At 67.8% G+C, this 16,035-nt stretch carries 9 protein-coding genes; 6 read left to right on the top strand and 3 right to left on the bottom strand.

The features are described from left to right. The first annotated feature begins 158 nt into the window (after positions 1-158). The 6 genes from AC5Y6Y_RS17895 (at position 159) to AC5Y6Y_RS17870 (ending at position 12,534) form a co-directional block, all read left to right on the top strand. Entirely contained in the window at positions 159-1,193 is a 1,035-nt protein-coding gene (locus AC5Y6Y_RS17895; RefSeq protein WP_463826185.1) for an esterase family protein, read from the top strand. Positions 1,194-1,345: 152 nt separating this feature from the next. Continuing rightward, positions 1,346-2,257: an esterase family protein gene (locus AC5Y6Y_RS17890; RefSeq protein ID WP_463826184.1), complete on the top strand. Its 912-nt coding sequence runs from the start codon at positions 1,346-1,348 to the stop codon at positions 2,255-2,257. Between the two features lie 154 nt (positions 2,258-2,411). Further along, positions 2,412-3,425: a carboxylesterase Culp6 gene (gene culp6, locus AC5Y6Y_RS17885; protein WP_473138643.1), complete on the top strand. Its 1,014-nt coding sequence runs from the start codon at positions 2,412-2,414 to the stop codon at positions 3,423-3,425. A gap of 277 nt (positions 3,426-3,702) precedes the next feature. Then, positions 3,703-5,592: a long-chain-fatty-acid--AMP ligase FadD32 gene (gene fadD32, locus AC5Y6Y_RS17880; protein WP_463826182.1), complete on the top strand. Its 1,890-nt coding sequence runs from the start codon at positions 3,703-3,705 to the stop codon at positions 5,590-5,592. Positions 5,593-5,600: 8 nt separating this feature from the next. Then, complete coding sequence (gene pks13, locus AC5Y6Y_RS17875; RefSeq protein WP_473138642.1) at positions 5,601-10,925, top strand: polyketide synthase Pks13; 5,325 nt, start codon at positions 5,601-5,603, stop codon at positions 10,923-10,925. 34 nt (positions 10,926-10,959) lie between these two features. Continuing rightward, the gene (locus AC5Y6Y_RS17870; protein ID WP_463826180.1) at positions 10,960-12,534 is read left to right on the top strand and encodes an acyl-CoA carboxylase subunit beta; all 1,575 of its coding nucleotides are present in this window, start codon (positions 10,960-10,962) and stop codon (positions 12,532-12,534) included. A gap of 8 nt (positions 12,535-12,542) precedes the next feature. On the opposite strand, the gene AC5Y6Y_RS17865 is transcribed toward AC5Y6Y_RS17870, so the two are convergent. From AC5Y6Y_RS17865 to AC5Y6Y_RS17855, 3 genes are read right to left on the bottom strand one after another with little or no spacing between them, the layout of a single operon-like run. Continuing rightward, positions 12,543-12,794 (bottom strand): acyl carrier protein, encoded by a 252-nt coding sequence (locus AC5Y6Y_RS17865; RefSeq protein ID WP_463826179.1) that lies wholly within the window; start codon positions 12,792-12,794, stop codon positions 12,543-12,545. Continuing rightward, positions 12,791-14,446, bottom strand: a complete 1,656-nt coding sequence (locus tag AC5Y6Y_RS17860) for a fatty acyl-AMP ligase (protein ID WP_473138641.1) — start codon at positions 14,444-14,446, stop codon at positions 12,791-12,793. The genes AC5Y6Y_RS17865 and AC5Y6Y_RS17860 overlap by 4 nt, the downstream gene beginning before the upstream one ends. 15 nt (positions 14,447-14,461) lie before the next feature. After that, positions 14,462-15,760: an aminotransferase class I/II-fold pyridoxal phosphate-dependent enzyme gene (locus AC5Y6Y_RS17855; RefSeq protein WP_473138640.1), complete on the bottom strand. Its 1,299-nt coding sequence runs from the start codon at positions 15,758-15,760 to the stop codon at positions 14,462-14,464. Positions 15,761-16,035 lie beyond the last annotated feature (275 nt).

The following is a 16,035-nucleotide window of genomic DNA, read 5'->3' as shown; positions in this document are numbered from 1 at the left end:
GCGGCGGCGTCCCGGAGGAGAGCGTCTCCCGCAACGTGTGGTTGACTACAGAAGCACTGCAGCGCCGCGTGCGTGCAGTCTGACCCAATTCGGGACGCGCCCCCAAGCACATCGATGCGTAAGGACGTGCCACAAGGATGAGGATGAGGAAAGCAAGGATGAAGCTTGTTGACAAGTTTCGTGGCGCCGTGACAGGTATGCCGCGCCGACTCGCGGTGGGTGCTGTCGGCGCCGCCATGCTGGCGAGTCTGGTCGGTTTCGTTGGCGGCTCGGCGACTGCGAGTGCGTTCTCGCGGCCCGGCCTGCCGGTGGAATACCTGCAGGTGCCCTCGGCGGCCATGGGCCGCGACGTCAAGATCCAGTTCCAGAGCGGTGGCGCCAACGCCCCGGCGCTGTACCTGCTCGACGGCATGCGCGCCCAGGAAGACTTCAACGGCTGGGACATCAACACCCCGGCGTTCGAGTGGTACCTGCAGTCCGGCCTGGCGGTCGTCATGCCGGTCGGCGGACAGTCCAGCTTCTACTCAGACTGGTACAAGCCGGCCTGCGGTAAGGCCGGTTGCACCACCTACAAGTGGGAGACCTTCCTGACCAGCGAGCTGCCCGCTTACCTCGCCGCCAACAAGCAGGTCAAGCCGACCGGTAGCGCTGCGGTGGGTCTGTCGATGGCTGGTTCGTCCGCGTTGATCCTGGCCGCCTACCACCCGAACCAGTTCATCTACGCCGGCTCGCTGTCGGCGCTGCTGGACCCGTCGCAGGGGATGGGCCCGTCGCTGATCGGCCTGGCCATGGGTGACGCCGGTGGCTACAAGAAGGACGACATGTGGGGTCCCACGAGCGACCCGGCCTGGGCGCGCAACGACCCGACGCTGCAGGTGGGCAAGCTGGTGGCCAACAACACCCGCATCTGGATCTACTGCGGTAACGGCAAGCCGTCCGAGCTGGGTGGCGACAACCTGCCCGCCAAGTTCCTCGAGGGCTTCGTCCGCGACAGCAACATCAAATTCCAGACGGCCTACAACGGCGCCGGCGGTCACAACGCGGTGTTCAACTTCGACGCCAACGGCACGCACGACTGGCCGTACTGGGGTGCGCAGCTGAACGCGATGAAGGGCGACCTCCAGTCGACGCTGGGGGCCACCCCCGGAGCGGGTCCGGCCACTGCGGCCCCCGCCCCCACCGCGGGCACCTAAACCGCGCTGATCGAAACGCAACTGACGGCGGCGACCCACCCGGGTCGCCGCCGTTGGTCGTTGGCCAGTCAGCGCCCCTTTATCCGATCGATACCGGTGTGGTTAGCTACCTTGCGGGCTGTCTGGCTGTCGCGTACTCGATGGAGGTGGACATGAGGGGTCTGTCGGTGCTGCTGAGGCTGCTCTGCGTTGCCGTGTTGGCAATCGCATTCGGCGGTCTGACGGCAGGAGGGGCACTGGGCCCGGTGGGCCCGGCCACGGCTGCCCCCTACGAGACCCTGATGGTGCCGTCGGCGGCGATGGGCCGCGACATCCCGGTGGCGTTCCTGGCCGGTGGACCGCACGCGGTGTACCTGCTGGACGCCGCCGACGCCCACCCCGACGTCAGCAACTGGGTCACCGCGGGCAACGCGATGAACACCCTGGCCGGCAAGGGCATCTCGGTGGCGGCCCCGGCCGGTGGCGCGTTCAGCATGTACACCAACTGGGAGCAGGACGGCAGCAAGCAGTGGGACACCTTCCTGTCCAGTGAGCTGCCGGACTGGCTGGCCGCCAACAAAGGCCTGGCGCCCGGCGGACACGGCGTGGTGGGCGCGTCTCAGGGCGGGTACGCCGCGATGGCGCTGGCGGCCTTCCACCCCGATCGCTTCGGCTTCGCCGGCTCGCTGTCCGGGTTCCTCTACCCGTCGGAGACCTTCACCAACGGCGCGATCCTGGCCGGGTTGCAGCAATTCGGTGGCGTGGACGGCAACGGCATGTGGGGAGCCCCGCAGCTGGGTCGGTGGAAGTGGCACGACCCGTGGGTGCACGAGGCGCTGCTCGCCGCGAACAACACCCGCGTGTGGGTCTGGAGTCCGACCATGGGCGGCGCCAGCAACCCCGCAGCTATGCTCGGCGCCCAGGATGCAGCGATGGGCAACAGCCGGTCTTTCTACCAGCACTACCGCGAGGTCGGCGGCCACAACGGGCACTTCGACTTCCCGGGCGGCGGCGACAACGGATGGGGCTCCTGGGCGGGCCAGCTGGGCGCCATGTCCGGCGACATCGTCGGCGCCATTCGCTGACGATCTTCGGGCCGTAGGGCAGCCGGTACCGTGTAGGGAGCGCGGCGGAGGGCGGTCGTTCCGCACGCCGCGCGGGTGACTGGTAGGGCGCGACGCTGCGCATGCCGCGCGCAGACTCACCCAGCCCCGACCCGGACTCTGTTAGCAGGAGAACATGGCCAAGAACGCTGCCCGCCGCCGCCGACACCGCCGCCTTGCCTGGTTGGCGGCGGGTTCGATGGCATTGGTGGTGGCGCTGGTCATCGTGGCCGGGGTGATGCTGCTGCGTCATCGGGACACCGCGCCCAGCGCCGTCCCGCCCGGCGTGCTGCCGACCGGTCCGACGACCTCCCAGCACCGCAAACCCCGGCCCGCCACGCAGGACGCGTCGTGCCCCGACGTGCAGCTGGTGTCGGTGCCGGGCACCTGGGAATCGTGGCCGACCGATGACCCGCTGAACCCGGTGCAGTTTCCGCGGGCGTTGCTGCTCAACGTGACCGGCCCGATCAGCCAGCAGCTCCCGGCCGGCCGGGTGCAGGCGTACACCGTCCCGTACACGGCGCAGTTCCGCAATCCGCTCAGCAACGACGGTCAGATGACCTACAACGACAGCCGCGCCGAAGGCACCCGCGCGACGGTCAAGGCGCTGACCGACATGAACAACAGATGCCCGCTGACCAGTTATGTGTTGATCGGCTTCTCGCAGGGCGCGGTGATTGCCGGCGACGTGGCCGGCGACATCGGCAACGGGCTGGGACCCGTCGACGAGGACCTGGTCCTGGGTGTGACGTTGATCGCCGACGGCCGGCGTCAGGGTGATGTTGGCAACAACATTCCGCCCACCCCACCGGGGGTGGGCGCCGAGGTCACCCTGCACGAGGTCCCGGTGCTGGCCGGGCTCGGCCTGACCATGACCGGTGCGCGGCCCGGCGGCTTCGGTGCACTCAACGCCCGGACCAATGAGATCTGCGCTCAGGGCGATCTGATCTGCGCGGCGCCGAAGGAGGCGTTCAGCCCGGCCAACCTCCCGACCACGCTGAATACGCTGGCTGGCGGCGCCGGGCAGCCCGTCCACGCGATGTACGCCACCACCGATTTCTGGAGTTCCGACGGTCTGTCGGCCACCCAGTGGACGTTGAATTGGGCGCAGGGTGTGCTGGACAAAGCACCCCATCCCAAGCACGGCTGACCGGTCCCGCACGGCGGGCAGTTAGACACACTCTCTAGTGCGGCGGCACCGAGCAGGATAAGGCGTACCTTGTGATTTGGTCAGCTGTGCGCCGCCCCTTAACATTAAGAGAAAATTAAGAGCATGTGGTTGACCCGATCGGGTCAGAGTTGGCAACGACGAGCGCCCAAGCGCCAGTCGGTGCCGGCCCGCGCGCGTAGCGATAGTCGGCGTAGTTGGCCGAGAACAGTTCGTCGGCTTGGCCGACCTTAGAAGGTTTTCGACAGGAGAGTGCGGCATGGCGTACCACAACCCCTTCGTGGTGAACGGCAAGATCAGGTTCCCCCAGAACACCAACCTGGTTCGGCACGTCGAGAAGTGGGCCAAAGTGCGCGGCGACAAGCTCGCGTACCGCTTCCTGGACTACTCCACCGAGCGCGACGGCGTCGAACGCGACATCTTGTGGTCGGAGTTCAGTGCCCGTAACCGTGCCGTCGGGGCCCGGCTGCAACAGGTCACCCAGCCCGGTGACCGCATCGCCATCCTCTGCCCGCAGAACCTGGACTATCTGATCGCGTTCTTCGGCGCGCTGTACTCGGGCCGCATCGCGGTACCGCTGTTCGACCCGGCCGAGCCCGGGCACGTCGGCCGGTTGCACGCGGTGCTGGACGACTGCACCCCCTCGACCATCCTCACCACCACCGACGCCGCCGAAGGAGTGCGCAAGTTCATTCGGGCCCGGTCGGCCAAGGAACGGCCCCGCGTCATCGCCGTCGATGCGGTGCCGAACGAGGTCGCCGCCACCTGGCAGGAGACCGAGGCCGACGAGACCACCATCGCGTACCTGCAGTACACCTCCGGTTCCACCCGCACCCCGACCGGTGTGCAGATCACCCACCTGAACCTGCCGACCAACGTGCTGCAGACGCTGGTCGCCCTGGAAGGCGAAGAAGGCGACCGCGGTCTGAGCTGGCTGCCGTTCTTCCACGACATGGGCTTGATCACCGCGCTGTGCGCGCCGGTGCTGGGGCAGAGCTTCACCTTCATGACGCCGGCCGCATTCGTGCGGCGTCCCGGCCGCTGGATCCGCGAACTCGCCCGCAAGCCCGGTGAGACCGGCGGTGTTTTCTCGGCCGCACCGAACTTCGCGTTCGAGCACGCCGCGGTCCGCGGGCTGCCGAAGGAAGGCGAACCGCCGCTGGACCTGAGCAACGTCAAGGCGATCCTGAACGGCAGCGAACCGGTGTCGCCGGCGTCGATGCGCAAGTTCTACGACGCCTTCCGGCCGTACGGATTGCCCGAGACCGCCGTCAAACCCTCCTACGGCCTGGCCGAGGCGACGCTGTTCGTCTCCACCACCCCCAGCGACGAGCCGCCGACGATCATCCACGTCGACCGTGACGAGCTGAACAACCAGCGCTTCGTCGAGGTGTCTCCCGACGCTCCCAGCGCCGTCGCCCAGGTGTCCGCGGGCAAGGTCGGCGTCGACGAGTGGGCGGTGATCGTCGACACCGACACCGCCAGTGAGCTGCCGGACGGCCAGATCGGCGAGATCTGGCTGCACGGCCAGAACCTGGGCATCGGCTACTGGAACAAGGAAGCCGAGACCACCGAGACGTTCAAGAACATCCTGAAGTCGCGGATCAGCCAGTCCCACGCCGAGGGCGCCGCCGACGACGGGCTCTGGGTACGCACCGGTGACTACGGCACCTACCACAACGGGCACCTCTATATCGCGGGCCGGATCAAGGACCTGGTCATCATCGACGGCCGCAACCACTACCCGCAGGACCTCGAGTACTCCGCGCAGGAGGCCAGCAAGGCGTTGCGGACCGGCTACGTGGCCGCGTTCTCCGTCCCCGCCAACCAGCTGCCACAGAAAGTGTTCGACGACCCGCACACCGGCCTGACCGCCGACCCCGAGGACACCTCCGAGCAGCTGGTGATCGTCGCGGAGCGTGCCGCCGGGACGCACAAGCTCGACTACCAGCCCATCGCCGACGACATCCGGGCGGCCATCGCGGTGCGCCACGGCGTGACCGTGCGTGACCTGCTGCTGGTATCGGCCGGAACCATCCCCCGAACCTCGAGCGGCAAGATCGGTCGCCGCGCGTGCCGCACCGCCTACCTGGACGGCAGCCTGCGCAGCGGCGTCGGATCGCCGACGGCGTTCGCCACCTCCGACTGAAGGTAGCCATGTCTGATCTGAACGAGTCTCAGGAGAACACGCCTGCCGCAGGAATGACCGTCCCCGAAATGCGCCGCTGGTTGCGCGAATGGGTGGGCAGGGCCGTCGGGAAGTCTCCCGACGACATCGACGAGTCGGTGCCGATGGTGGAGCTGGGGCTGGCCTCGCGCGACGCCGTGGCCATGGCCGCCGACATCGAAGACCTGACCGGTGTCACTTTGTCGGTCGCGGTCGCATTCCAGCACCCCACTATCGAGTCGCTGGCGACCCGGATCATCGAAGGCGAGCCCGAGACCGCTGACCAGGGCGGCGACGACGCGGACTGGACGCGTAACGGACCCGCCGAGCGCGTCGACATCGCGATCGTGGGTCTGGCCACCCGGCTGCCCGGCGACATGAACTCGCCCGACGAGACCTGGGCGGCGCTGATGGAGGGCCGCGACGCCATCACCGACCTGCCCGAGGGCCGCTGGTCGGAGTTCCTGGAGGAGCCTCGGCTGGCCGAGCGCATCGGCAAGGCGCGCACCCGCGGCGGCTACCTCAAGGACATCAAGGGCTTTGACTCCGAATTCTTCGCCGTCGCCAAGACCGAAGCCGACAACATCGACCCGCAGCAGCGGATGGCGCTGGAACTGACCTGGGAGGCGCTCGAGCACGCCCGCATCCCGGCGTCCAGCCTGCGCGGCGAGTCCGTCGGCGTGTACGTCGGCGTCTCCAACAACGACTACGGCTTCCTGGCCATCTCGGACCCGACCGTCGCCCACCCCTACGCGATCACCGGTAACTCGAGTGCGATCATCGCCAACCGGGTGTCGTACTTCTACGACTTCCGCGGCCCCTCGGTCAGCGTCGACACCGCCTGCTCGAGTTCGCTGGTGGCCATGCACCAGGGCGTGCAGGCGCTGCGCAACGGTGAAGCGGACGTCGTCGTCGCCGGAGGCGTCAACGCACTGATCACCCCGGCGGTGACGCTCGGCTTCGACGAGATCGGCGCGGTGCTGGCGCCCGACGGCAAGATCAAGTCGTTCTCCGCCGACGCCGACGGTTACACCCGGTCCGAGGGCGGCGGCATGCTGGTGCTCAAGCGGGTCGACGACGCCCGCCGCGACGGTGACCAGATCCTGGCCGTCATCGCCGGCAGCGCGGTCAACCACGACGGCCGGTCCAACGGTCTGATCGCGCCGAACCAGGACGCGCAGGCAGACGTGCTGCGCCGCGCATACAAGGACGCGGGCATCGATCCGCGCACCGTCGACTACATCGAGGCGCACGGCACCGGCACCATCCTGGGCGACCCCATCGAGGCCGAGGCGCTGGGCCGGATCGTCGGCCGGGGACGTCCGGCGGACCGTCCGGCCCTGTTGGGTGCGATCAAAACCAATGTGGGACACCTGGAGTCGGCGGCCGGTGCGGCCAGCATGGCCAAGGTCGTGCTCGCGTTGCAGCACGACAAACTGCCGCCGTCGATCAACTTCGCCGGTCCCAGCCCGTACATCGACTTCGACGGGATGCGGTTGAAGTTCGTCGACACCGCGACCGACTGGCCGCGGTACGGCGGGTATGCCCTGGCCGGGGTGTCCAGCTTCGGCTTCGGCGGCGCCAACGCGCACCTGGTGGTGCGCGAAGTCCTGCCCCGCGACGTGATGGAACGGGAGTCGCGCGAGCCGGAGCCGGCCGCGCCCCAGGTTCCCGTCGTCTCCGCCGGCGGCGACCTCGCCGAAGGTGAGGGTCACGCGCTGCGTTTCGACGAGTTCGGCGAGATCATCTCCGACGAAACGTCGGCCGCCGAGGTGGAGTACGAACTGCCGGGCATCACCGAGGAAGCGCTGGCGCTCAAGGCGGCCGCGCTGGAAGAGCTTGCGGCACAAGACCTTCCGGAGCCGCTCTATCCACTGGTGGTGTCGGCGTTCCTGACCTCGCGCAAGAAGGCGGCCGCCGCCGAACTGGCCGACTGGATGGAATCGCCCGAGGGCCAGGCGTCGTCGCTGGAGTCCATCGGTCGTGCGCTGTCGCGGCGCAACCACGGGCGGTCCCGGGCTGTGGTGCTGGCCCGCAACCACGACGAGGCGATCCAGGGCATGCGCGCGGTCGCCGAAGGCAAACAGAAGCCGAATGTGTTCAGCGCCGACGGGCCGGTGACCAACGGTCCGGTGTGGGCGATGGCCGGTTTCGGTGCGCAGCACCGCAAGATGGCCAAGAGCCTGTACCTGCGCAACGAGGTGTTCGCCCAGTGGATCGAGAAGGTCGACGCACTGATCCAGGACGAGCGGGGTTACTCGGTGCTCGAGTTGATCCTGGACGACTCGCACGAGTACGGCATCGAGACCAGCAACGTCACCATCTTCGCGATCCAGATCGCGCTGGGTGAGCTGCTCAAGCACCACGGCGCCAAGCCCGCCGCAGTGGTGGGCCAGTCGCTGGGCGAGCCCGCGTCGGCCTACTTCGCCGGCGGTCTGTCGCTGGCGGATGCCACCCGGGTGATCTGTTCGCGCTCGCATCTGATGGGCGAGGGCGAGGCGATGCTGTTCGGCGAGTACATCCGGTTCATGGCGATCGTCGAATACTCCGCCGACGAGCTCAAGACGGTGTTTGCCGACTTCCCCGGCCTGGAGGTGTGCGTCTACGCCGCCCCCAGCCAGACCGTGATCGGCGGCCCGCCCGAGCAGATCGACGAGATCGTCGCCCGGGCGGAAGCCGAGGGCCGGTTCGCCCGCAAGCTGCAGACCAAGGGTGCGGGCCATACCTCCCAGATGGATCCGCTGCTCGGTGAGTTCGCCGCGGAGCTGCAGGGCATCACGCCGATGTCGCCGACCGTCGGCATCTTCTCCACCGTGCACGAGGGCACCTTCCTCAAGCCCGGCGGTGAACCCGTGCACGACGTCGCGTACTGGATGAAGGGGATGCGGCACTCGGTGTACTTCACCCACGGTATCCGCAACGCCGTGGACAGCGGGTTCACCACCTTCCTGGAACTGGCCCCCAACCCGGTCGCGCTGATGCAGATCGGGCTGACCACCGCCGCGGCGGGTCTGCACGACGCCCAGCTGATCGCGACGCTGGCCCGCAAGCAGGACGAGGTCGAGTCGATGATCTCGGCCATGGCCCAGCTCTACGTGTACGGCCACGACCTGGACGTGCGCACCCTGTTCCCGCGGCCGGCCGGGCCCGCCGGACCCGACGACTTCGCCAACATCCCCCCGACGCGGTTCAAGCGCAAGGAACACTGGCTGGACGCGCACTTCGCCGGCGACAGTTCGGTGCTGATGCCGGGCAACCACGTCGCGCTGCCCGACGGTCGGCACGTCTGGGAGTACGCGCCGCGCGACACGACGGATCTGGCCGCGCTGGTGCGATCCGCCGCGACGGCGGTGCTGCCGGATGCGCAACTGACCGCCTCGGAGCAGCGTGCGGTACCCGGTCCGGGTGCCCGGTTGGTGACGACGTTGACCCGCCATCCCGGCGGTGCCGCGGTGCAGGTGCACGCCCGGATCGACGAGTCGTTCACGCTGGTCTACGACGCGTTGGTGACCCGCGGCGGTGCGCAGTCGGTACTGCCCGCGGCGGTCGGCGCGGGCACGGCCGTGGTGGCCGCCGAGACCGCGGTCCCGGAGGCGCCGGCCGACGAGGACGCCGAGACGCTGACGGACAGCCTGACCAACCGGTACCTGCCGTCGACCGTGGGCCGGTGGTCGCCGGATTCCGGGGAGACCATCGCCGAACGCCTGGGCACCATCGTGGCGGCGGCCATGGGTTACGAGCCCGAGGACCTGCCGTGGGAGGTGCCGCTGATCGAGCTCGGCCTGGACTCGCTGATGGCGGTGCGGATCAAGAACCGCGTCGAGTACGACTTCGACCTGCCGCCGATCCAGCTGACGGCGGTGCGCGACGCCAACCTGTACAACGTCGAGAAGCTGATCGAGTACGCGATCGAGCACCGCGAAGAGGTCGCGGCGCTGCACGAGCATCAGAAGTCGCAGACGGCCGAGGAGATCGCCCGGGCGCAGGCCGAGATGCTCAGCGGCGCGACGCCGATGTCGGTGACGGCGCCCGCGCCGGATCCGCAGGCCGAGCCCGAGACGCAGGCCGAGCCCGCAACCCCGGCCGAGCCCGCGCCCCAGGCCGAGCCCGCGACCCAGGCCGAGGCCGCATCGGTCCCGCCGCCGTCGGATGTGCCCATCCCGCCGCCCCCGACCGACCCATCGGGACCGAAGGGTGCGAACGTGGCCGCGGTGTCGGAGGCGCTGAGCCAGGAAGCCGTCGCCAAAGCACTGAACTCCGACGTGCCGCCGCGCGACGCCGCCGAGCGGGTCACCTTCGCCACGTGGGCGATCGTCACCGGCAAGTCCGCGGGCGGCATCTTCAACCCGCTGCCCAAGCTCGACGAGGACAAAGCGGCCAAGATGGCGCAGCGACTGTCCGAGCGGGCCGAAGGCCCGATCACCGTCGAGGACGTGCTGAGCTCGGCGAACATCGAAGAGCTCGCCGACAAGGTGCGTAACTACCTCGAGGCCGGGGTCATCGACGGCTTCGTGCGCACCCTGCGCGCGCGGCCCGAGGGCAGCTCCACCCCGCCGGTGTTCGTCTTCCACCCGGCCGGAGGTTCCACCGTGGTCTACGAGCCGCTGCTGAACCGGCTACCTCCCGACACCCCCATGTACGGGTTCGAGCGCGTCGAAGGGTCCATCGAAGAGCGTGCCGCGCAGTACGTGCCGAAGCTGATCGAGATGCAGGGCGACGGGCCCTACATTCTGGTCGGCTGGTCGCTGGGCGGGGTGCTGGCCTACGCGTGCGCGATCGGGCTCAAACGGGCGGGCAAGGACGTCCGGTTCGTGGGCCTGATCGACGCGGTGCGCGCCGGTGAGGAGATCCCGCAGACCAAGGAAGAGGTCCGCAAGCGCTGGGACCGCTACGCCAAATTCGCCGAGAAGACGTTCAACGTCACCATCCCGGCGATCCCTTACGAGCACCTCGAGGAACTCGACGACGACGGCCAGGTGCGGTTCGTGCTCGAAGCCATCAGCCAGAGCGGCGTGCAGATCCCGGCCGGGATCATCGAGCACCAGCGCACGTCGTACCTGGACAACCGCGCGATCGACACCGCGGAGATCCAGCCTTTCGACGGCCACGTCACGCTCTACATGGCCGATCGTTACCATGACGACGCGATCATGTTCGAGCCGCGGTATGCCGTCCGCAAACCAGACGGCGGCTGGGGCGAGTTCGTTTCCGACCTCGAGGTCGTGCCGATCGGTGGCGAGCACATTCAGGCCATCGACGAACCGATCATCGCCAAGGTGGGCGAGCACATGAGTCGCGCCCTGAAAGAGATCTGACGAGATCCAGCCGGACGAGCAAGGTAGGCGCGTAGTGACGGGTACAGAACCGACTCCGGTGATACACACGACCGCAGAGAAGTTGGCGGAACTGCACCAACGGCTGGAGCTGGCCAAGGAACCCGGCGGCGAGCAGGCCGTGGCCAAGCGGGACAAGAAGGGCATCCCCAGCGCCCGCGCCCGGGTGCATGCCCTGGTCGATCCGGGGACGTTCTTCGAGATCGGCGCGCTGTGCAAGACCCCGGGCGATCCCAACGCCCTGTACGGCGACGGTGTGGTCACCGGACACGCGCTGATCGACGGTCGCCCGGTCGGGGTGTTCTCGCACGACCAGACCGTGTTCCAGGGCACGGTCGGGGAGATGTTCGGCCGCAAGGTCGCCCGGCTGATGGAGTGGTGCGCGATGGTCGGCTGCCCGATCATCGGGATCCAGGACTCCGGCGGCGCCCGGATCCAGGATGCGGTCACCTCGCTGGCCTGGTACGCCGAGCTCGGCCAGCGGCATGAGGCGCTGTCCGGGGTGGTGCCGCAGATCTCCCTCATCTTCGGCAAATGCGCTGGGGGAGCGGTCTATTCGCCCATCCAGGACGACCTGCTGGTCTCGGTGCGCGACCAGGGCTACTTCTTCGTGACCGGGCCGGACGTGATCCGCGAAGTGACCGGGGAGGACGTCACCCTCGACGAGCTCGGCGGCTCCGACGCGCAGGCCCGGTACGGCAACATTCACCAGGTCGTGAACTCCGAGGCCGAGGCGTTCCAGTATGTGCGGGAGTTCCTGTCGTTCCTGCCGTCCAACTGCTTCGACAATCCTCCGGTGATCAATCCCGGGCTGGAACCGGAGGTCACCTCGACCGACCTCGAGCTCGACGCGATCGTGCCGGACTCGGACAACATGGCCTACGACATGCACGAGATCCTGCTGCGGATCTTCGACGACGGCGACTTCCTGGACGTCGCGGCCCAGCACGGGCCGGCCATCATCACCGGGTTCGCCCGGGTGGACGGTCGCCCGATCGGCGTGATCGCCAACCAGCCCATGCACCTGTCCGGCGCGATCGACAACGAGGCCTCGGACAAGGCGGCGCGGTTCATCCGGTTCTGTGACTCCTTCCAGCTGCCGCTGGTGTTCGTGGTGGACACCCCCGGTTTCCTGCCCGGCGCCGAGGAGGAGAAGCGGGGCATCATCAAGCGCGGCGGCCGGTTCCTGTACTCCGTGGTGGAGGCCGACGTGCCGAAGGTGACCATCACGATCCGCAAGTCCTACGGCGGCGCGTACGCGGTGATGGGCTCGCGGCAGCTGACCGCCGACTTCAACTACGCCTGGCCCACCGCGCGCATCGCGGTGATCGGCGCCGAGGGCGCCGCGCAGTTGCTGATGAAGCGCTTCCCCGACCCCACCACGCCCGAGGCGCAGCAGATCAAGAAGGACTTCATCGAGGGCTACAACCTCAACATGGCGATTCCGTGGACGGCGGCCGAACGCGGCTTCATCGATGCGGTGATCGACCCGCACCAGACGCGGCTGTTGCTGCGCCGGTCGCTACATCTGTTGCGGGACAAGCAGAATTGGGCGCGGCTGGCGCGCAAGCACGGCCTGATCCCGATCTAGTGGGTCGATCAGCCCGATGAACGCGCGCCGTTGATGTGCAGCGACACCCAGTCGACAACCTCGCGCACTGTCTCGATGGGGGCATCGGGTTCTTCCAGCGGGGTCTGCAGGTGGTTCTCCAGCGTGGCAACGAGTTCCATCTTGCGGGGCGAGTCGTAGCCCAGATCGTCGACGAGGTGCGAATCGATCGTCACCGGCGCCAGGCGGTCCGGGGCCAGCGATGCCACCACCGAAATGATCTGTTGTTCCAGCACACTCATAGCGGTACGACCTCTCCGAACATTTCCCGGGCGGCGACGTGGCGGATCTTGCCCGACGGTGTCTTGGGTACCCGGCCCTTGCCGACCAGCAGCACCGTGGGGCTCAAACCCGTTGCGCCGCGCACTCGTTGAGTGATCTGCCGACGAATGTTCTGACAGATGTCCTCGGGGTAGTCCGCGACGGTCTCGGCGACGATCCGGATCTCCTCCCGCCGGTCGGGCAGCGTCACGCCGAACGCGACGACGCCGCCGCGCCGGACGCCGTCGGCCGATGCGGTGAGACGCTCGATGTCGGCGGGAAAGATGTTGCGTCCGGCGACGATGATGACGTTCTTGAGCCGGCCGCACACCACGATCTGACCGTCCTCGGTCAGGTAGCCGAGATCACCGGTGTGGAACCAGCCGTCGTCGTCCACCGCGGCGACTTCACCGGCCACGGTGAGATAGTGCCGCGTGACGGACTCGCTGCGGATCGCGATCTCGCCCATCTCGCGCGGTTGCCGCGCGGTCCCGGCCGCGCCGGCGATCCGGACCTCCATACCGCTGATCGGTGGTCCCAGCACCGCCAGTCGCTTGGTCGCGGTGTCACCGGCATCCGCCGGTACGGCCAGCCCACGATTCTCCAGCTCTTCGGAGGACACCGTGTCGTAGGACAGCGGTTCGTCGACCGGCGAAAATGACACCGCCACTGTGGCTTCGGCGAGCCCGTAGGCTGCTCCGACCGCCGAGGCGGGCATGCCGAAGCGTCCCGCTTGCCGCGCGAACTCCACCATGGTCTCGGGGTCGATCGGTTCCGCCCCGGTGACGACGCAGCGCAGGCTGCTCAAATCGTAGGTACCGTCCGGAACGGCGTTCAGTCGGCGACTGGCGATGAGGTAGGCGAAGTTCGGTGCCGCAGTGACGGTGGCCCGCTGCTCGCTCGCGACCCGTAGCCAGTTCAACGGCGATCTCACAAACTCGGTCGGCGGCAGGATGACGGCGTGGGTGCCGAAGAACATCGGCGCCAGCAGGTAGGCGATCAGACCCATGTCGTGCGACAGCGGCAGCCAGCTCACGGTGGTGTCGGACTGTGCATCCAACTTCACCTCAGCCACCATCGACGCGATATTCGCGTACAGGTTGCGATGGGTGATGGCAACAGCTTTCGGTTCACCGGTGGAACCGGAGGTGAGCTGGTAGAGGCCGATGTCGTCCTCGCCGGGTAGGCCGTCTTCGTCGCGGAATTCGAAATCCGGCCATTGCGGCGGTATCTCGACCACCCGGAAGCCCGCCGCACGCAGCGTCGCGGCAGCCATGCCGAAAGGTTCGCCGACGAGCACGCACTGGGAGTCGAGCATGCTCAAGGCACGTTCCATACCGGCGTGCCAGTCGGCGAGGCCGGCTTGGGAAGTCGGCTGCTGCAGCATGGTCACCGCTGCGCCGAGTCGCCAGACGCCCTGCAGGATGGCGGCGACGTCGAGCGGGTCGGCAGCCAGCACGCTGACCCTGCTGCCGTGCGTCACCCCTGCGGCGGCCAGCATGCCCGCCACGTTGCCTGCCGTGCGATGGATATCGCGCCAGCTCGTGAACCTCAGATCGGTCACGGTGCCGGAACGCAATCCAGTTGTGGAATGTGCTGCCACCACACCGATCTGGTCGGTGAATCTGCTCATGTCGGCTCCAGGTTCCTAACTCGTGGCGCCGAGTACCGCCGCGGCGATGACAGCTACCGCCTGGTCGATCTGAGCGGGCGAGTGCGCCGCCGACACGCTGCAGCGCAGCAGGCTGTCGTTTTCGCCCACGGCCGGGGCGACCGCGAGCGCACAGAAGAGGCCGTTGTCGTACACCTCGTTCCACGCCGCGATGGCGTGGTCCTCGCGACCGATCCAGACCGAGACGTGTGGCGCCACCGCCTGCGACCCGTCCGACAACGTGATGCTGCTGCCCGCCGACAGGCCGTGCGACATCAGGCCGTCGCGCAGCCGACGGGCGTTGGCCAGGACAGCCTCGGCGCGCTGGGCGCCTTCCGGGCTGCGAATGATCTCCACTGCGGCCAGGCTCGCCGCCAGTGCAGCCGGGGCGGCTGTGGCGGTGAATGTGTGTGAGCTGGAGTGCAATCGGAGGAAATCGATCAGGTCGCGTGAGCCGGCAATGAAACCACCGGTGGACGAGATCGCCTTCGACATGCTGCCCATCACCACGTCGACGTCTGCCAGGCAGCCGTACTCCTCGGCGATGCCGGTGCGCCGTGGCCCGAAGACACCGAGGCTGTGCGCTTCGTCGACGAAAAGTCCGACGTTGTACCGGTCGGCCAGGGCGACGAGTTCTGCCATCGGCGCCACATCGCCACGCATGGAGTACAAGCCGTCGATCGCGATCATCTTCGTTCCGCCGCGGTCCGCGGTGCGAATGAGGTTCTTCTCCAGCGAACCCAGGTCGTTGTGGTCGAAGAACCGGGAACTGGCTCCGGACAAGCGGATACCGGCATGAATAGAGGTGTGCGCCTCACTGTCCGGATACACCAGATCGGTGGCACCGACCAGCGCGGTGATCGCACCGACGTTGGCCAGAAAGCCGCTGTTGTAGACAAGCGCCGCTTCGGTGCCGTACCAGTCGGCCAGCACTTCTTCCAGCTCGACCTTGACGCCCAGCGTGCCGCAGAAGGGCGGGGCACCGCCGCACGAGGAGCCGTACTTCACCGTCGCCCGATTCGCGGCTTCGATCAAGCGGGGGTCACCGCCCAGGCCCAGCGCATTGTTCGAGCCGAGCATGATCCGGGACTTTCCCCCGATGGTGGACGTGGCACCCGGGGTGGATTCCATCAGCCGAAAGAACGGCAGCCTATTACCTGCTTCGTAGGACCGCATACTGGCCAATCGGCTATCTCGTTCGGCGCGCGGATGAATACCGAGTCGCGAACTCTGACGCTCGTGGCCGGCACGCAAGCGGTCCGGGGCCGCGGCGGCAGACCCGACGTTGCCGGTCACGACCAGTGCCCGGTGTCGGGCAGCCGTCCACCGCCGAAACCCGCACCGTCGAAGCCGGTTTGGGGGAAACCGAACCTGAGACGCCTACTCCTGTATGCCACTCACCCATCCAATCTGGTCGGTTGGATTGCCGTCCGTGCAAGCATGAAGGACTGTACGAGCTTCAGCATGGATTCGTATCTCTTTCGCCGAGAAACAAATGATTTAGGTCCCTGCGCCAATGCGCAACATTTCACGGTTGTTTTGCGTATAAAGGATCGTCCGGAGTCGTGATT

The organism is Mycobacterium sp. NGS24 (assembly GCF_059813065.1).
This window is presented reverse-complemented; position numbering and strand designations above follow the sequence as displayed.